This window comes from Pseudomonas sp. EL_65y_Pfl2_R95 (genome assembly GCF_963971045.1).
Taxonomy (GTDB): Bacteria; Pseudomonadota; Gammaproteobacteria; order Pseudomonadales; family Pseudomonadaceae; genus Aquipseudomonas.
In genome coordinates, this window is sequence record NZ_CAXAOV010000001.1 from 1507061 (window position 1) to 1525545 (window position 18485).

The window sequence follows — 18485 nt, forward strand, 5'->3', positions numbered from 1 at the left end:
CATGTCCGCCTTCGCTGAACTCCCTCTGGTTATTGAACCTGCTGAACTGGCCAGTCGTCTTGGCGCACCCAACCTTATACTGGTCGACCTCACCAGCGCCGGGCGCTATGCATCCGGGCACATCCCCGGCGCCTACTTCATTGACCCAAAGCGTACGCAGCTGGGCCGTCCTCCCGCCCCCGGCCTGCTACCTGCAATTGAAGATCTTGAGCAGGTATTTACTGAACTGGGGCACAACCCCGATGCAGTTTATGTGGTGTATGACGACGAAGGCGGCGGTTGGGCCGGTCGCTTCATCTGGCTGCTGGATGTTATCGGCCACAGTAATTATCACTACCTGGATGGCGGCCTGCTCGCCTGGCTCGACGAAGACCGGGAAGTCAGCACCGAGCAGCCCACTCTGCACAACCAAGCAGTCAGACTGACCTTGGATGACGGCCCAACCGCCAGTCGTGAATACCTGCAAAGCCGCCTTGGCGCTAACGATCTGGCAATCTGGGATGCTCGCGCCCCCGGCGAGTACAGTGGCGACAAAGTACTTGCCGCAAAAGGTGGCCACATTCCCGGGGCCATCAACTTTGAATGGACAGCCGGCATGGACCCAACTCGCTCGTTGCGCATCCGTCGGGACATGGCAGAGGTGCTGCAAACGCTGGGTATCACTCCGGACAAAGAAATCATCACCCATTGCCAGACACATCACCGCTCGGGCTTTACCTATCTGGCGGCAAAAGCCCTTGGCTATCCAAAGGTTAAAGCCTACGCCGGCTCTTGGGGTGAATGGGGCAACCACCCCGATACCCCGGTAGAATAACCACCACAAACGCATCAGTAAGTGCTTTGCCTGCGCTATCGCAGGCAGTGCGCTATCCAAGAAGGTCTTAAGGAATCGCAATGAAACAACGCCTGTTCATCATCAGCCAATATCTGCTACCGCACCATTTGTTGTCGCGTTTGATTGGTTGCGCAGCTGAGTGCCGCTCGGCATGGTTCAAAAACCGCCTGATCAATTGGTTTATCACACAATATGGCGTGAATATGACTGAGGCAAAGGTCGAAGACCCAACTGCTTTCGAGCATTTCAATGCCTTTTTCACCCGCGCCCTCAAAGACGACGCCCGCCCACTCGACACCCGTGCTGATGCAGTACTCTGCCCCGCAGATGGCGCCATTAGCCAACTGGGCAAAATCGAGCATGGTCGGATATTCCAGGCCAAAGGTCACAGTTTCAGCGTGGTCGAATTGCTCGGCGGTGATACGCAACTGGCCAGCCCTTTTATGGGTGGCGAATTTGCGACCGTTTACCTGTCGCCTAAGGACTATCACCGCGTTCACATGCCGCTGGCAGGCACACTGAAACAGATGGTTTACGTACCAGGCCGCCTGTTTTCGGTTAATCAAACCACAGCAGAGAATGTGCCTGAGCTGTTTGCCCGGAACGAGCGTGTGGTGTGCCTGTTTGATACCGAGCGCGGGCCAATGGCCGTGGTGTTGGTCGGCGCAATGATTGTTGCTTCGGTCGAAACCGTCTGGGCCGGCTTGGTTACACCACCAAAGCGCGAACTGAAAACCTTTAGCTACGATGAAACTGCCCGTGCGCCAATTCATCTGGAAAAAGGCGCCGAGATGGGACGTTTCAAGCTGGGCTCGACAGCGGTTGTACTGTTCGGCCCCGAGCAGGTTAAATGGAGCGAAGCACTAAGCGCTGGAAGCAGTGTACAAATGGGCCAGTTGATGGGCGCCTATGGGCCTGAAACCGCCGCATAAACACTGCGACTCATTGAATAGTGTACAGTTGTGTAACTGCCCGGCTAGGGAATGCCGGGCACCAAGGGCTAAGCCAAGAGTTGTGCTAATAGTGTTGTGACTCAGTCACATACATCTCTTCTTTACCCTGTGTCACGTAAGGATGCTGCTAGAGTTTCTAGTATGACCACTAGAATGTTGGCCCTTTGCTGGCATGGAGTATTCAAGTTTGACTGAGACACAAGCACCTCACCTCTTGCTTCGCGTTTCGACGCCGAAAAACCAGAGCTTGTCGTTCTGTGACTCTACTCCGCGCGACCTTAAACGCTGGATAGCCCAACTTCCAAAGGCCAACATCGGTGAAACGGCTCGCCAGCTTTATCAAGCGCTGGTTGAAATAAACCAACTGTTGACCCCCTCCGAGAACCGCTTACAGCTCTTAGAGCTGCTGCGCCCAGAGGTGCATTACGTCTGTCAGCACTTGGAAAAGCATTTTCTCAATCAAGCCATCGTCTTGGATGAACGCCCGCGCAAAGTGGCCAACCTTTGTCAGGCCCTGCAAAACCATCTTGCTAACGGCTACAAGCTGGTTATCGCGCGGAACGTCATTAAGACCACTAAAGAATCCAAGCAACTGCTGACGATTGCCCTGCAACGGGCAATCCACAGCCTCTGTGGCCCTCTAGTCCGTGCCAGCCAACTTTACTGCCCGGTTCCTGAAGGGCTGTGGCTTGAGTTACATCAGCTGTACCTGATTGCCAAACAACGGCAGGTGAAGAACATTGTTGTGCGCGACCCTCTGGCTCGCCACAGCCAAGGCCTGAGCGTTGAGCAAAACTACATCGTGGCGGCATTGATGGGCTGCTCACGCTGCAATCAAATGCGCCAGAGCGCTATTGGCCGTGTCGCCGAGGCTCTTGAGCAGTGGAGCACCTTGGTCAATATCGAAGATGGCAATGACCCGGAGAGCTTGTTTGCAGTTGCTACCCAAGTTGATGGCCCACCACGTTACACCTCGTTATTCCAGAAAAAAGACCTGCAGGTGGCTATCGGAATCGATACCCATCCACTGATTGATGCGATCAAGGAACACCTGCTATTGCCGCCAGAGTCTGCCGGAAAGTCGCAACTTCTGATTCCCGAAGGGCTAAGTATTGACCTGCTGCAACACCTGAGCGCGGCGTGGGGCGACATTTCCGAACGCACCTTTCAGCGCAGCGATGGCCAAGGCTCGTTGACCCTGTGCATTGGCATGAGTGCCCTGCACTACTTTATCGCCAATAAGCGCACCTTTGCCGACATCCTCAAACTCCCGGAAGAAGTCAACAAGGCCGAATTCAAAGAGAGCCAAGGCAAGCCTGACGTCTGGTCAAATGCCTTTGATGCCCAGAAAAACCCATCCTGGGATCACGGCCTGCCTTTTGAAGAAATTGAGTATCAAAAGCCGCAAAAGCAAGCGAATGAAGCCCAGGTGGCGGTCAATGAAGACGTCGAAAGCCAGGTCTTTCCGACATTCGAGTTGCCCATCATTAATCTGAGCCCAGGTGGTTACTGCCTGACGTGGCCAAGGGAAGTACCCAGCCAACTGCAAGCAGGTGAATTGCTGGGCATTCAGGATGCGCCCGGACAAGCTTGGAGCATCGCAGTGGTCCGCTGGATCCGGCAGGCCCGTGGTGGCGGCACCCAGATGGGGATCGAACTGATTGCCCCTCACGCCCAGCCCTGCGGCCTGCAACTGATTCGTAAAAGTGAACAAAACAGCAGCTACCTGCGCGGGTTATTGCTGCCAGAAATCAGCGCCATTTCACGCCCCGCCTCGGTTATTGTTCCGCGCCTGCCCTTTCAGGAAGGCAATAAAGTGCTGGTCAATATCGCCGGCATCGAACACCGCGCCGTGCTCGGCCAAAAGCACGCTTGCACCGGTAGTTTCAATCAATTCGAGTATCGCCTCAACAGCGTCGCCAGCGATGATGCCGGGAAGCCCGTCACACCAGCGGGAAGCCAGCGTGCAGGTTCCGAGGAAGACTTTGACTCACTCTGGAAGTCGCTGTAGATTCCGTGCAACTTCACTTATTTAGTGTGCTGCCAAGGTCACTGATCCAGTGAGGCATGTTTTCTATTCGCACTCCTTTGCATTGCTCAACCCAGGCGCATCAGCAGTGCTATGCCCTTGGGTTGGAACGTACAAACAGCGATAAATCTGCCCCACCGACAATCAATCCTTGGCCGAGTGCTCGAATACCTTGGCGCAGACCGAACTGAACAATGGCCATCGAAAAAAAGACAATTCGCCTCCTGATTCTCGAAGACTCGCAAAACGAGGCCGAACGCCTTGTCAGCCTGTTTCGTAACTCGGGCAGTGCAACACGGGTTCACCGTCTTACCTCCAGCGATGATTTGAGCGAGGTGCTGCAACAAACCTGGGACCTGCTCATTTGTGCGCCAAGCAGTGAACAACTCTCGCCAACAGAGGCCATCGGCACGATCCGCCGCATGGCCAAAGATGTGCCCGCCATTCAACTGCTTGCCGATAACGACTCCGACAGCATCACCGAAGCCCTGACCATGGGTGCGCAAGATGCCTTGCCACAAGGTGAGGACGAACGACTGATTCTGATCGCTAAACGTGAGCTGCAAAATCTCGAAGAACGCCGCGCTCGCAGGCGTGCAGAAGTGGCTTTGCGCGAAGCCGAAAAGCGCTGCCAACTTTTACTTGAAAGCTCGGTTGACGCCATCACTTACGTGCATGACGGCATGCATATCTACTCCAACCGCGCCTACCTCGAACTGTTCGACTACGAAGATGCAGATGAGCTTGAAGGGATGCCGATGATCGACTTGATCGACGGCAGCGACCAAAGCGAATTCAAGAATTTTCTCAAGAACTACTCAGACAGCGAAAGTGCGGCCGAACTGAAGTTTTCCGGCGTCAAAGCCAGCGGCAAGCGCTTCAAGGCACGCATGAGCTTTCTGCCTGCCACCTACGACGGCGAGCCCTGCACCCAAGTGGTTATTCGCTCGGATGCTGACAATAGCGAACTGGAAGAAAAGCTGCGTGAAATAAGCAGTCAGGACCTGGTTACTGGGCTGTTCAACCGCCCCCATTTTCTGGAGTTGATCGACACGGCAGCCGATCGCGCAGTGAACGCCGGACAACCGTCGAGCCTCGCCTACATCCGCCTCGATCAATACGCCACATTACTCGCTGACATCGGCATTGCCGGTATCGATCTATTACTGGCTGATCTTGCTGGCCTGTTGCGCAGCCACTTTGCCGGAGAGGCGCAACTGGCACGATTTGGCGACGATGTATTTGCCGCCCTGCAGTTGGGCGTCACGCCCGAGCAAGCTGAGCCGGGGCTTTTGGCCCTACTGAAAAAAATCGAAAGCCATCTGTTCGATGTAAATGGCCGCACAGCGCAAACCACGCTGTCGATTGGGGTAGCCGGACTCAATGAGACCACGCCCAATGGCCAAGTTGTAGTCGACCGTGCCCACCGCTGTGCCGATGAACAGGAACAGGGTAATACCCTCAAATTGTTCAACCCTGCCGACGTGATCGCAGCGGCTGCGAACCGCGGCGATGTAGTCGCAATGATTAAACAGGCCTTGGACAACAATGGCTTGCGCTTGCTGTTCCAGCCGATTATCAGCCTGCGCGGCGATAACCAAGAGCACTACGAAGTGCTCTTGCGCATGCTCAATTCCAAGGGGGAAGAGGTCCAGCCGACTGACTTTCTCGCGGATGCGGTTACGGCCGGATTGGGTGAAAAACTTGATCGCTGGGTCATCCTCAATGCCATCAAACAACTCACTGAACATCGCAGCAATGGCCATAACACGCGCCTGTTTGTTCATTTATCCAGCGCCAGCCTGCAAGACCAGACGTTACTGCCGTGGCTCAGCGTAGCCCTCAAAGCCGCACGCCTGCCTTCAGACGCACTGGCCTTCCAGCTCAGCGAAACCGACGCTATTACCTATCTGAAGCAAGCCAAGGCATTGACTCAAGGGCTCAATGAGTTGCACTGCAAAGTGGTGCTCAGTCAATTTGGCTGTGCCCTCAACCCGTTCAACTCACTGAAGCACCTGCACATCGATTTCGTGAAAATCGACGGCTCGTTCAGCCAAGACCTCAATCGCCCTGAAAACCAGGAAGCGCTGAAAACCCTGCTCGACAGTTTGCACTCCCAAGCGAAGCTGACCATTGTCCCCTTCGTGGAAAGTGCCACTGTGCTGTCAACCCTCTGGCAAGCGGGGGTCAACTACATTCAGGGCTTCTACCTGCAGGGGCCGACGCAAACCATGAACTACGACTTCGCTTCTGACGACGAGTAAGGTGGTCGACGCGCCTTTCGGCCACCATTTTCCGCCCCAGATGTGCGGGCATTTTCGACCCCATGGCGGGCAAGCTTCGTGTGGTCACCTACAGGGTCCAACGTGCTAATTCGCGGTAACGGCCCTTGTGCGACTCGTACAATACAAAGTGATCGGCCTTAAGCACGAACTCCGGTGGGGTCATTGCCTCCGGCGCTGAGCCTTTGTACTCCCGGGACAAGGTCAAATGCGCGCGAAACTCACGCGAGGCCAGCAACAAACCAAAGGGTAAAAGCGCTTGCTCCAAGGCGTAGACCAACTGGCCAAGCGCTGGCGGCGGATCTTGCGGCCAAAGCACCAATGCATTGGAGCGCGGCCAGACATCCAGTGCATCGAGAAAAACCGTTAGCGCATTGCCCTTGGCCTGCAGAAGATCAACTGCAGCGCAGATTGCAGCAATTTGACAGACAGGCACAGCGCCAAGAAAAGCCAGGGTCAGATGAAAGTTCTCCGCCGCAACAGGTCGCCCAGAACGCAGCTGCAGATGCCTGCGCCATTGAGAGATTGCACTGCGTTGCTCAGCCGAACAGGTCAAGGCGAAAAACAGCCGCTTGCTCGGCTCTGCATCGTTCATCGCCTAAATCCTCCTGCCCGCTGCCTGCTAGTTACTCCAGACCGTCGCGATCACGAAAGCCGAGCAAATACAGAATGCCATCGAGGCCCAGAGTCGAAATCGCCTGCTTGGCCGACTGTTTAACCAGAGGCTTGGCGCGAAATGCCACGCCCAGCCCTGCGATAGCCAGCATTGGCAAATCATTAGCCCCGTCGCCGACCGCAATGGTTTGCTCCAAACGCAGACCTTCTTTCTCAGCCAGCTGACGCAGCAAATCAGCTTTGCGCTGCGCATCTACAATGGGTTCAACAGCCACGCCAGTGACTAGGCCATCGACAATTTCCAGCTCATTGGCGAATACGTAATCAATACCCAGTTTGGCTTGCAACTGCTTTGCAAAATAACTGAAACCACCAGACAAAATGGCCGTTTTGAACCCCAGCCGGTGCAGCTCACTGAACAGTGTTTCGGCGCCCTCGGTTAAGCGCAGTGACGCCCCAATGTCTTCGAGCACCGTTTCCGGCAACCCCTTAAGCAGTCCGAGACGTTCTTTAAAACTAGCGGCAAAGTCCAGCTCACCACGCATTGCCCGCTCGGTAATTTCAGAGACCTGATCCCCCACACCGGCAGCCTTGGCCAATTCGTCGATCACCTCGGCTTCGATCAGCGTCGAGTCCATGTCAAACACAGCCAGGCGGCGGTTACGGCGAAACAGCGAGTCGCTCTGGAAGGCGATATCCACATTCAACTCTTGAGCCACACTGAGGAACTCGGCACGCAAGGCAGCAGGATCTGCAGGCTCCCCGCGCACTGAAAACTCAATGCAGCCTTTGCCCTGCTCAGCGGGCATATCCAATGGCATGCGCCCCGACAAGCGATCGATATGATCGATATTCAATCCATACTTAGCGGTAATCGCACTCACCCGCTGAAGCTGCTCTGCCGTGACCTTGCGCGTCAGCAAGGTGACAATGTGCCGGGCTTTACCCTGGCCATCGACCCAAAGCTGATAATCAGCCTCGGAGACAGGGGTAAAGCGCACCTGCTGGTCCAGTTCGTATGCGCTGAACAGCACGTCTTTAAGCACAGAAGAGCCGCGTTCAGTATCGGGAATTTCGACCAGAATGCCGAACGACAAGGTATCGTGAATGACCGCCTGGCCGATATCCAGAATACTGACCCCGCCTTGGGCCAATACACCGGTAATGGCGGCGGTTAGACCGGGACGATCTTCACCGGTGATGTTGATCAGGACGATTTCGCGCAAGGCGCACCCTCCAAAGGCTCGATTAAGTGATAAACAGCCGCAAAAAGGCCGTCAAGACAGTTAATGACGTGCAAATTTGAACGCCAAAAGACAATAGCTAGATAAAAAAAACACCTTCCCAGCCTGTTTCGACACCCCCACACCCAACCGAATAATTATTCAGCAGGCCGTTATACCCAGCTGGGCCGGTGAAGAACGCATATTCTACCCACTTTCCAAGCAATTCGGGCATGCGCGGTGCTTTGCCGTACGCGGGCCGCTCGCTATACTGCGCGGCATCTTCAGTCGACAAGAACCGAGCGCTGTGAACCGGCCCGCACCTGTGAAATCCGACAATTTCTTCATCCTGCTTTTCCAAGCCCTGCGTCAGCGCCGTGTGCCGCTTGCGCTGCGTATCGCCAGCCATAGCCTATTGCTCGTCTTTATGGCGCTGGTGATCTATGCTTGGGTGATTGGCATGCAGTTCAAGCAAGCCATGCATCAGCAAGCGGAAGCGCTGGGCACCAGCCTGATTACGCAAACGGCAAGCTCTGCCACTGAACTTGTGGTTTCCAACGATATTCTCAGCCTTAACGTGCTGTTAAATAATCTGGTGAAGAACCCGCTGGTCGCCCATGCCGCCATTTACAGTGTCGACAACCGCATTCTTGCCGAAGCGGGCTCGCGCCCAAGCCAGGGCATGCTCGGCGAAACCGAAGGGCTGTACTCCACGCCCATCACCTTTCAAGATGTAATAGCCGGGCAACTGCGCATCAGCCTGGATATGCGTCAGTTCCAGCAGCCCATGACGATCAGCCTGCAAAGCATGGGCATTCTCAGCCTGATCTTGCTGGCCTTGACCCTGACCCTGAGCCTGCGCTTGGGGCGTTATATTTCGACGCCAATCCTGCAATTGCGTGTGTGGCTGCGCGACCCGGATGATCCTGCTCCTGGAGCCGGCCGCCAAGATGAAATTGGCGACCTTGCCCGGCAACTGCAAGCGCGCCTGGTTCCAGAAAAGCCAGAGCCGGAGCACGAACTGGAGCCCGAAGACCTCTACGATGACGCTGACTATGGCGATGAGCCTGAGGCAGGCGAAGACGATGGCGATGGCGATGGCGATGAGCCGGGGTTTTCTATGCCGAATCTTAGCGCCAGGGACGATGCTGACGACGAGCACGATTATGATCAACCCGCACCACGCATTAATCCTCGGCCGCAGGTGAACAGCAGCATCCAAACGACTAACGACCCCTTCGCTGATCTGCATGATGATGAGCCCGAGGGCGACTTCGCTGAAACCACTCCAGCGCCCGCGCCAACGCGCGTTCTGCCGACAGCGCCAAAACCATCCGAGCCAAGCGCGGTGCTGGCCATACAGCTAGGTGCCCAAGAACAGCTAAGGCGCCTACCGCGCGCACGCTTGATGGACTTGCTCAAGCGTTACCGCGACTGCCTGGAGCGCGCTGCCAGCCTCTACCAAGCAGAACTGCACACACTGAAAGATGGCAGCAGCCTGATGCTTTTCCATCGCCAAGACAGTGGTGAGGAATACCTGATTCACGCCATTTGCTGCGGCGAGTTGATGCGCGCACTGGGCCACGCATTGCAAATTGAGGTCGCGGACAGCGGCATCACCTTGCAATTGCAGCTGGGCATGACCTTGGGCGAAGACCTGATGGACCTTAGCCAAGGCGACTTGCTGCTCAACGAAACCTCGCAGGATGCCTTGGCGCTGTCCCAACACAGCCGTAACTTGCTGTTGGTTGAACGGGGTGTAGCCAATGATGAACTGGTGCGTCAACGCGCTCGCACCCGCGCTATCGCCAGCCCAGAGGGCGCTTACTGCGTCGAAAGGTTGCTCGACCCCTACCCGGCACTGCTGGAGCGCCAGCTAGGCAAATTGCGCGACCAGTAAGGTCGCGCAAGCGCTTAGACCCGACAGCGCCCTTCTGTCCGCGGCTCTACACTGCGCGCCAAGCGCCAAGGGTGGACAGGCCTCGCCTTGTGTTGCCGACAGAGACACAAGGCCTGCACAACACACAGCGCCCTTGTGCCCACCGCTCTGCCCGCCGGTGCCGGTGCCGGTGCCGGTGCCGGACACGCAGTATTCGCCCACAGAAACAACAAACCCGCATAAATGCGGGTTTGTTGGCTGGCTGAGTCTGCAATCAGAAGCGGAACACTTCAGAGTCGATTCGAACCGGTTGAGCCATGGGAATCTTCGGCGTCTCTTCTTTCTTTGGGGTTGCAGCAGGCGCTTTCTTAGGTGCTTGCTCGGCAATGGCCGGAAGCTCACCGTCTTGCTCTTTAACGGCCACCGCGACTTGCTCGACCAATTGGCGCATCAAGTTACTCTGGGCATGTACCTGATCCGCAATCGAGCCGCCATGGGCTTGCTCCAAGCGCACCAGTTTACCGTCCAGCAGTTGACCATTCTTGTTCATCAAGCGCCACTGCGCTTCCAGCACTGCCGGACGCTCAGGCCCCGAATCAAGTCGAGCTATCGACATCAGAATTTGAATCTGCGGAGCAAAGCCGGGCGCAGCGGGCGCAAGGGCCAAACGCTGACTGTTCAGCTGAGAAGACAGCTGCAGGAGCAGTTGTTGGTCAATATCTGCGGCCAAGCTACCGGCCCAGCGCGCGTCTCTGGAGGCTATCAGGCTGCCATCGGCCTGGCGTTGCAACAAGGCTTCACGCTGCAAATAATCGGCAATCGATACCGGGCCCAACAACACCGCCAAACCATCTTGAGCAGATGGCACCTTCGCGTCACCACTGTCGAGCTGATACAAGGGCACAGGCTGGTAACGTGCGCAGCCAGCTAACCCGAGTAGAGCTACCAACAGAATCAGAGGGAGTCGCATTGCAGTCATCAATATCATCCAGCCAGTCATTCGACCGGTCTATATATCCATAGAATTCGTAAGTGGTTTTAGGCGATAACATTCATTTTCAGCGAGTTAAAACCCTGAGAAAAACTCAGCTGACAGCCAAATATTAACTATAAGACTGGGGCTAACCCGAGCCTTTTCTGATGCGCTTCACACCAGAAATGCGGCTTAAAAAATCAAAGCCGCCAGCATCAGCCAGCGGCTATATCATCCTAGAAACCCACGCCAGACTCCAGCATTGATCTACCAGTGAGTATTTCAGGTGTTACCCAGCTACTCAACCAGTAAACTGTCAACCCGCTGAAAGCCCCGTGGCAGCTTGTTGCCGCGCCGCCCACGCTCACCTTTGTAATGCTCGAGGTCATCCGCTTTGAGCGACAGTGTGCGCTTGCCAGCCTGTAACACCAGCGTCGACCCAACTGGAAGAACTGCCAGGTCCGTGACGTACTCTTCGCGTGACGCCACTCGATCACCCGGTATGCCGATTATTTTATTGCCTTTACCTTTACCGAGTTGTGGCAAGTCAGCCACTTTAAACAGCAATAGGCGGCCTTCGGTCGTTACCGCTGCCAGCCAATCGTCTTCACGACTGACCAATGGCTTAGGTGGTATCACTTTGGCACCATTGGGCAGGCTCAGGAGGGCCTTGCCAGCCTTGTTCTTGGCTTGCAGGTCTTCACCTTTAACCACAAAGCCATAACCTGCATCAGAGGCAATCACATACAGGGCGTCATCGTCCGGCAGCATTACGCACTCGAAGGTCGCCCCTGGCGGCGGCGTCAAGCGCCCGGTCAATGGCTCACCCTGCCCCCGAGCTGAGGGCAGCGAGTGCGCGGGTAATGAGTAACTTCGCCCAGTTGAGTCGATAAACACGGCAAATTGATTGGAACGTCCCGGCGCCATGGCTTTAAAGCCATCACCGGCCTTATAGGATAAGCCTGTCGCATCCAGATCATGGCCCTTACCACAACGTACCCAGCCCTTCTCCGAGACCACCACGGTGACGGGCTCTGCAGACATGAGTTCGTTCTCGGACAGTGCCTTGGCCTCAGCACGGGCGACTATCGGCGAACGACGATCATCGCCGTAGGTTTCAGCGTCTTTAATGATTTCGTCACGCACCAGCTTCTTCAGGCGTGCTTCGCTGCCTAGCAGCTTGAGCAGCTTTTCGCGCTCTTTGGCTAATTCGTCCTGCTCACCCCGGATTTTCATCTCTTCCAGACGCGCCAACTGACGCAAGCGCGTATCGAGAATGTAATCGGCCTGAATATCTGTCAGCTCAAAGCGCTCAATCAGCACCGCTTTGGGCTGTTCTTCGGTGCGAATGATATGGATGACTTCATCCAGATTGAGGAAGGCAACCAGCAAACCTTCCAACAGGTGTAAGCGCCGCTCAACCTTGTCCAATCGGAACTGCAAACGGCGGCGCACGGTATTGACCCGGTATTCCAACCATTCACGCAGCATTTGTCGCAGGTTCTTAACCTGTGGCTTGCCGTCCAAACCGATGACGTTGGTGTTGACCCGGTAGCTCGATTCAAGCTCCGTGGTGGCAAACAAGTGCTGCATCAACTCAGCTGCATCAACCCGGTTTGAACGCGGGATAATCACGATCCGGCATGGGTTTTCATGGTCAGATTCATCACGCAGGTCAGCCACCATCGGCAGCTTCTTGGCCTGCATTTGCCCGGCAATCTGCTCCAGTACTTTGGAACCTGAGACTTGATGTGGCAGTGAAGTGACGACGATATCACCATCTTCCACTCGATATACCGCTCGCATACGCACTGAGCCACGGCCGGTTTCATAGATTTTCAGCAAATCAGAGCGCGGCGTGATGATTTCAGCTTCGGTTGGGTAATCCGGGCCCAATACATGCTCACAGAGCTGCTCGACCGTAGCATTGGGCTCGTCGATCAAGCGCACACAGGCTGCAGCCACTTCACGCAGGTTATGCGGCGGCACATCGGTCGCCATACCCACAGCAATACCGGTGGTGCCATTGAGCAGCAAGTTCGGCAGACGTGCAGGCAGGGTTGCCGGCTCGTTCATGGTGCCGTCGAAGTTTGGCACCCAATCAACGGTGCCCTGGCCCAACTCGGTGAGCAAAACTTCGGAATAACGCGACAAGCGCGCCTCGGTGTAACGCATGGCCGCGAAGGACTTTGGATCATCCGGCGCACCCCAGTTGCCCTGACCATCCACCAGGGTATAGCGATAGCTAAACGGCTGCGCCATGAGCACCATGGCCTCGTAACAGGCAGAATCACCGTGGGGGTGAAACTTACCGAGCACGTCACCGACAGTACGCGCAGATTTCTTGTGCTTGGAGTCCGCGTCCAGCCCCAGTTCGCTCATGGCGTAGATAATGCGCCGCTGAACAGGCTTCAAACCATCGCCGATATGTGGCAATGCACGGTCCATGATGACGTACATGGAATAGTTGAGGTAAGCCTGCTCGGTAAAATCGGCAAGGGACCGACGCTCAACGCCGTCCAGACTCAAATCGAGAGAATCGCTCATGCGTGCCTCATTGCAAGGTGGATTGGCGCAGCAACAACGTGCCGTCGCGCTGGGTAAATTCAAGTTTCTTCAGGGCACTCATGCCCAACAATACTTCATCACCGGCCATGCCGGGTGCAATCAGAGCAGCGACATCTTCCAGCACGATGTCGCCTAATTTAAGGTATTTAAGCCGCGTTCTATGGCCAATTGACTGGCCATTGGCGGTTCTCACTGTGACAGCTGCACCGGCCTGCAACCCTAATTGCCGGGCAAGCTCAGCGGGTACCGCGACATCCGTGGCCCCGGTATCCAGCAAGAACTCAACGTTCTGACCGTTTATTTGCCCGGTCGCGTAATAGTGTCCTTGCCGACTGCTGGCCAGGCGCACCTCGACATAATCATTGGTATGAATCGACTGAGGCGTGCTATTCGGATTGCGCTGCTGGTCTTCAAGCTTGCCAAAAAAATGCGTAGCCAGGAACAAGCCTGCGCCCCATGCCAGGATTAACATCACTCGCCCTGCGCGTTTTCCAGCAGGCTGGGCGCTCACTTTTTCGCCTCCCATCCACCTTTCGGCGCTGCAATACGCCAAACGACCGGGCGCGCCTCGCCATCTGCGCGGATAAGGCCGCCGTTGTCGACCCCCAACCATGCGCCGCGCTCATCAATTTGCAGGGCTTCGACGCGGCCATATGCACTTGGATAACGCCGTGCCTCAGTCAACACCTCATCAGCAAATGACCAGCAACGCTCAACCTCGCCATTACTCAGTGTGCGCCGGCAGATACGGTGATCCTGCCGCTCGAGGGTGAACAGTTTTTCTGCGTAATAGCTCAGATCGGAGAAGTCTTTGGGCTGTGGCTTGCTACCAAGCTGCTCCGGCCCAGCGCTTTTACCGCTTTCGCTGATCAAGACACAACCGCCGGTGCATTCCCACACCGAACGCTTCTTATGCAGCACCAGTAAGCCACGACGCTCACGCTCAGCGGCCAGCCATATGCGATTACCCTCGGGATCGATCGCGACACCTTCAAGCAATGCATTGGAGTGCAGCAACATGCCGCTGCCGCGGGCCTGACGTACCAGCGATTCCGGCAGGCGCAGCCACTCGGGGTCCGCAGCAACCGGCAGCATCAACACGGCAGCCTTGGCCTCGCTCACCAGATAGCGATTGCCCATGGCGTCGCAGCTGACACCTTCAAAATCGAGTGTGCCACCGCGCACCAGACCGGTCGCCCACGCCCGCGCACGAATTCCCCATGGCAAGCCAGATTCGGGGGCAGGCGGTGCGCTGAATAATTCGGGCTCAGCTTGCCAGGCGCCTTCGCCGCCAGCCAGACGGTAAATGCGCCCATCATCTCGGTCGGACACCGCCCACAGCGCATCACCACACCATGCAAACCCGGACAGATTGCCCGCAGGCATGCCATCAATCGGGTGTTCACTGACTATCTTGAGCGACTCAACCGGCTGACTAACAGCCAACGGATTCGCTGCTAAAATTGGCGCAACACTCAGCAACAGCAGGGCATAAAGCGTTTGCCTCAAAGCAACACCTCAGCCAGATTGCCTTTAGATTCAAGCCACGCCTTACGGTCGCTTGCGCGTTTTTTTGCCAGCAGCATGTCCATCATTTCTTGGGTGGCCGGGTAATCTTCCAGCGTCAACTGCACCAGACGCCGGGTATTGGGGTCCATGGTGGTTTCACGCAGCTGCGGTGGATTCATCTCACCAAGGCCTTTGAATCGAGTCACCTGCGGCTTGCCACGGCGCTTTTCTGCAACCAAACGGTCGAGAATACCGTCACGTTCTGCATCGTCGAGGGCGTAGAAAATCTCTTTTCCCAAGTCAATTCGATACAAGGGTGGCATGGCGACGAAAATGTGTCCGGCATCAACCAAGGCACGGAAATGCTGGACGAACAGTGCGCAAAGCAAGGTTGCAATGTGCAGACCGTCCGAGTCGGCGTCGGCAAGGATGCATATCTTGCCGTAGCGCAGCTGGGTCAAATCGCTGGAGCCCGGATCAATACCAATGGCCACGGCAATGTCGTGCACTTCTTGCGAGGCCAGCACTTCACTGCCATCCACTTCCCAGGTATTCAGGATCTTGCCGCGTAACGGCATGATTGCCTGGAACTCTTTATCGCGCGCTTGCTTGGCAGAACCGCCAGCAGAATCACCCTCGACCAGAAACAGCTCGGAACGCATTGGGTCCTGACCCGCACAATCGGCCAACTTGCCCGGCAACGCAGGGCCTTGCGTAATTTTCTTGCGCTCAACCTTTTTCCCCGCCTTGAGCCGGCGATTGGCGTTACTGATTGCCAATTCAGCCAACTGCTGGCCAAACTCAGGGTGAGCGTTTAGCCACAGACTGAAGGCATCTTTAACCACCCCTGAAACAAAGGCGGCGGCTTCACGTGAAGACAAGCGCTCTTTGGTTTGCCCGCTGAACTGGGCGTCTTGCATCTTCATCGACAGGACGAAGGCGATTCGCTCCCAAATATCTTCAGGCGCCAGTTTGACGCCGCGCGGCAACAAATTACGAAACTCGCAGAACTCACGCATGGCATCCAGCAAGCCCTGGCGCAAACCATTGACGTGAGTACCACCCTGCGCAGTCGGGATCAGGTTGACGTAGCTTTCTTGAACGCTCTCCCCGCCTTCAGGCAGCCACAGCAGTGCCCAGTCGACGGCTTCTTTATTGCCCGCCAGGCTGCCACAGAATGGCTCATCCGGTAGGCGGGGGTATTCGCTTACGGCATCAACCAAATAGGAACGCAGACCATCTTCAAATAGCCACTCAATCCGTTCGCCGCTGGCTTTATCTTCAAAGCTGACGCTTAACCCCGGACACAGCACGGCTTTCGCCTTGAGCACGTGCTTGAGACGGCTGATCGAGAATTTGTGCGAGTCAAAATACTTGGCATCTGGCCAGAAGTGCACACTGGTCCCGGTGTTGCGCTTGCCAACGGTGTTGACCACTTCAAGTTCACTGGCCTTAAAGCCATTCTCGAAGGTCATGCGGTGTTCATTTCCGTCGCGCTTAACCCGCACTTCGACCAGGGTCGACAAGGCGTTTACCACCGAAATACCCACACCGTGCAAACCGCCGGAGAACTGGTAGTTTTTGTTGGAAAACTTACCGCCGGCGTGGAGCTTGGTGAAAATCAGTTCGACCCCGGGAACACCCTCTTCAGGGTGGATATCCACTGGCATGCCGCGACCGTCATCGGTCACTTCCAGGGAGTTATCCTCATGCAGAATCACTTGTATGCTGCTGGCATGCCCGGCCAGTGCTTCGTCGACCGAGTTGTCGATGACTTCCTGAGCCAAGTGATTAGGGCGGCTGGTATCGGTGTACATGCCCGGGCGCTTGCGCACCGGGTCAAGACCGGAAAGGACTTCGATGGCATCGGCGTTATAACTGGCCATAGGGTCTCTTAATCTTCATTCAGTTAATCGAGGCACTCACAAAACCGCTTATTGCGCTGGTGAATTTGATCAGCGACAGCGACGCAGTGCAATGTGAGTCATTCAAAGCGCAGAAAAGTCGATATCGTGCCACAAGTCGGGCGCAATACCGGCAAAAGCAAATAACATCGGCAAGCGTTGGGCAAAGCCTTGAAACCCATGGTCGCCACCCGCTTGAATTCGCAGCGCACACCCGCGATACAAGGCCTGTGCATGACGATAATCCAAGGTTTCATCGGCGGTTTGTAACCATACCTGATAACGCGCTGGATCTTGCGACGGCGTCACATCCAACTCCGCCAGTGCGCTGACGTGATCGGCTGTCAGATCCCACGTCTCATCGCTGTAAAAATTCTTTTGTGGCCCCAGGTAACCGTCAAACAGGGCATGGGGCCGAACGGCCGGGTTTATCAACAGGGCTTTCAAGCCATGGCGCTCCGCCAGATGCGTCGCATAGTAGCCGCCCAGTGAACTGCCGACTAGCAGCGGCCGGCCCAATGCTTCAATTTCCGCTTCCATCTGCATGACGGCTTGTCGCGGGTGATGATGCAATGCCGGCACGCGTAATTGTTCGGCCAGTCCCATCTGGGTCATGACACGGCGCAACTGACTGGCCTTGAGCGAGTCGGGCGAACTGTTAAGTCCATGCAAATAAAGGATAGTTTCAGTCATGGGAAGGAGGCTACTAGGTCACGACCACTAGCTGCAAGCGCCTGTTTCATGGTGTTTGCAGCAAACCATGCAGGTTCTTGGCCTCGCGTATCGATCAGTAGCCCTTAACGCTGTAATCGACTTCGAAATCGATGCCCGTCACGCGCGATACTCCGGTTTCAATCCGCCCGTCCGCAAACAAGCGCAACCAGCGATAACCGGGCGCACTGGTATCAACCTGAAACTCCTCACTGCCGGGCGCAAACTGCACGCAGGTCGAGGGCGAAGCCAAGAGTCGCACCGTATTGCGCACCTGGTCGAACTCTTGGTGAATGTGCCCCCAAAGCATGGCGCGGACCTGGGCAAAGCGCGCCACAATCGCAAATAGGGCATCTGGATTTCGCAAGCCAATCGGGTCCATCCAGCGACTACCAATCGGTACCGGGTGATGGTGCATGCAAATCAGGTGGTGACGCTCAGGCGCCTCACTCAGTGCGCGTTCAAGCAGCGCCAGTTGACGGTCACCGAGAAACCCCGGCACCGCGCCAGGAATGGCCGAATCAAGCAAAATCACCCGCCAATTACCCACATCAATCACAGTATCGAGCAAATTAGTGCCAACACAGGCGGCCTGCATGGCAGGAAGCTCATCGTGATTACCGGGAAACCAGCGCATAGGCGCACGAATGACCGACGTCATCTGCCGGAAACGCGTGTAGGAGGCTTCGCTGCCATCTTGCGACAGGTCACCACTGGCCAGCACCAGGTCAATTTGCGGCTGCTCGTCGAGAACCCGCTCAACTACTCGCTGCAAGCTGTCTTGAGTGTCCATGCCTAATAATTTGCCGTTTTCTTCAGCAAATAGATGACTATCCGATAACTGAACCAACAGTACCGATGAGTCAGCAGGATAATTTTGCGCGCTCGGCAAGGCCGTCTCCTTGAGCGGAATGGTTTGATTATGGCGGCTTGCACAACGAGGCGAAACTCGATTTGCGCGGTCTGGTTCACAGATCCTACGCACAAGTGCTTGAAATCCTCGA

Annotated in this window: 14 protein-coding genes; 5 read left to right on the plus strand and 9 right to left on the minus strand. The window is 55.9% G+C overall.

Annotated features, from left to right (window positions below):
* Position 1: 1 nt before the first annotated feature.
* The 4 genes from AACY09_RS07100 to AACY09_RS07115 all read left to right on the plus strand — a co-directional run bounded on the left by AACY09_RS07100 (position 2) and on the right by AACY09_RS07115 (position 6081).
* The gene (locus AACY09_RS07100; protein WP_339486903.1) at positions 2 to 814 is read left to right on the plus strand and encodes a rhodanese-like domain-containing protein; all 813 of its coding nucleotides are present in this window, start codon (positions 2 to 4) and stop codon (positions 812 to 814) included.
* A gap of 74 nt (positions 815 to 888) precedes the next feature.
* Positions 889 to 1767, plus strand: a complete 879-nt coding sequence (asd, locus tag AACY09_RS07105) for an archaetidylserine decarboxylase (protein WP_339487097.1) — start codon at positions 889 to 891, stop codon at positions 1765 to 1767.
* Between the two features lie 193 nt (positions 1768 to 1960).
* Positions 1961 to 3799 carry a molecular chaperone gene (locus tag AACY09_RS07110; protein ID WP_339486905.1) on the plus strand — a complete coding sequence of 613 codons (1839 nt, stop codon included), beginning with the start codon at positions 1961 to 1963 and terminating at the stop codon, positions 3797 to 3799.
* Between the two features lie 212 nt (positions 3800 to 4011).
* The gene (locus AACY09_RS07115) at positions 4012 to 6081 is read left to right on the plus strand and encodes an EAL domain-containing response regulator (protein WP_339486907.1); all 2070 of its coding nucleotides are present in this window, start codon (positions 4012 to 4014) and stop codon (positions 6079 to 6081) included.
* Positions 6082 to 6169: 88 nt separating this feature from the next.
* Here the strand turns inward: AACY09_RS07115 and thpR are convergent, their stop codons facing one another.
* Together thpR and serB are read right to left on the minus strand one after the other, a co-directional pair.
* On the minus strand, positions 6170 to 6694 hold the full coding sequence (thpR, locus tag AACY09_RS07120; RefSeq protein ID WP_339486909.1) for an RNA 2',3'-cyclic phosphodiesterase: 525 nt from the start codon (positions 6692 to 6694) through the stop codon (positions 6170 to 6172).
* Positions 6695 to 6725: 31 nt separating this feature from the next.
* Positions 6726 to 7940, minus strand: a complete 1215-nt coding sequence (serB, locus tag AACY09_RS07125; protein WP_339486911.1) for a phosphoserine phosphatase SerB — start codon at positions 7938 to 7940, stop codon at positions 6726 to 6728.
* A gap of 304 nt (positions 7941 to 8244) precedes the next feature.
* On the opposite strand from serB, the gene AACY09_RS07130 reads away from it, so the two are divergent.
* Complete coding sequence (locus AACY09_RS07130; RefSeq protein WP_339486913.1) at positions 8245 to 9837, plus strand: AhpA/YtjB family protein; 1593 nt, start codon at positions 8245 to 8247, stop codon at positions 9835 to 9837.
* 253 nt (positions 9838 to 10090) lie between these two features.
* Here AACY09_RS07130 and AACY09_RS07135 read toward each other — a convergent pair whose 3' ends face one another.
* From AACY09_RS07135 to cpdA, 7 genes are all read right to left on the minus strand, one after another.
* Positions 10091 to 10795, minus strand: a complete 705-nt coding sequence (locus AACY09_RS07135; RefSeq protein ID WP_339486915.1) for a PqiC family protein — start codon at positions 10793 to 10795, stop codon at positions 10091 to 10093.
* 291 nt (positions 10796 to 11086) lie between these two features.
* Positions 11087 to 13336, minus strand: a complete 2250-nt coding sequence (parC, locus tag AACY09_RS07140) for a DNA topoisomerase IV subunit A (RefSeq protein ID WP_339486916.1) — start codon at positions 13334 to 13336, stop codon at positions 11087 to 11089.
* A gap of 7 nt (positions 13337 to 13343) precedes the next feature.
* Positions 13344 to 13868, minus strand: a complete 525-nt coding sequence (locus AACY09_RS07145; RefSeq protein ID WP_339486917.1) for a retropepsin-like aspartic protease family protein — start codon at positions 13866 to 13868, stop codon at positions 13344 to 13346.
* Complete coding sequence (locus AACY09_RS07150; RefSeq protein WP_339486918.1) at positions 13865 to 14866, minus strand: DNA topoisomerase IV; 1002 nt, start codon at positions 14864 to 14866, stop codon at positions 13865 to 13867. The genes AACY09_RS07145 and AACY09_RS07150 overlap by 4 nt, the downstream gene beginning before the upstream one ends.
* Entirely contained in the window at positions 14863 to 16752 is a 1890-nt protein-coding gene (gene parE / locus AACY09_RS07155; protein ID WP_339486919.1) for a DNA topoisomerase IV subunit B, read from the minus strand. The genes AACY09_RS07150 and parE overlap by 4 nt, the downstream gene beginning before the upstream one ends.
* A 102-nt stretch (positions 16753 to 16854) precedes the next feature.
* On the minus strand, positions 16855 to 17463 hold the full coding sequence (locus tag AACY09_RS07160; protein WP_339486920.1) for a YqiA/YcfP family alpha/beta fold hydrolase: 609 nt from the start codon (positions 17461 to 17463) through the stop codon (positions 16855 to 16857).
* A 94-nt stretch (positions 17464 to 17557) separates the two neighbouring features.
* Positions 17558 to 18373: a 3',5'-cyclic-AMP phosphodiesterase gene (cpdA, locus tag AACY09_RS07165; protein ID WP_339486922.1), complete on the minus strand. Its 816-nt coding sequence runs from the start codon at positions 18371 to 18373 to the stop codon at positions 17558 to 17560.
* Between the last annotated feature and the right edge of the window lie 112 nt (positions 18374 to 18485).

Coding starts and splice junctions, on each gene's coding strand:
- AACY09_RS07100 (WP_339486903.1), top strand. CDS start 2: ATGTCCGCCTTCGCTGAACTCCCTCTGGTTATTGAACCTGCTGAACTG.
- AACY09_RS07110 (WP_339486905.1), top strand. CDS start 1,961: ATGGAGTATTCAAGTTTGACTGAGACACAAGCACCTCACCTCTTGCTT.
- AACY09_RS07115 (WP_339486907.1), top strand. CDS start 4,012: ATGGCCATCGAAAAAAAGACAATTCGCCTCCTGATTCTCGAAGACTCG.
- thpR (WP_339486909.1), bottom strand. CDS start 6,694: ATGAACGATGCAGAGCCGAGCAAGCGGCTGTTTTTCGCCTTGACCTGT.
- AACY09_RS07135 (WP_339486915.1), bottom strand. CDS start 10,795: ATGACTGCAATGCGACTCCCTCTGATTCTGTTGGTAGCTCTACTCGGG.
- parC (WP_339486916.1), bottom strand. CDS start 13,336: ATGAGCGATTCTCTCGATTTGAGTCTGGACGGCGTTGAGCGTCGGTCC.
- parE (WP_339486919.1), bottom strand. CDS start 16,752: ATGGCCAGTTATAACGCCGATGCCATCGAAGTCCTTTCCGGTCTTGAC.
- AACY09_RS07160 (WP_339486920.1), bottom strand. CDS start 17,463: ATGACTGAAACTATCCTTTATTTGCATGGACTTAACAGTTCGCCCGAC.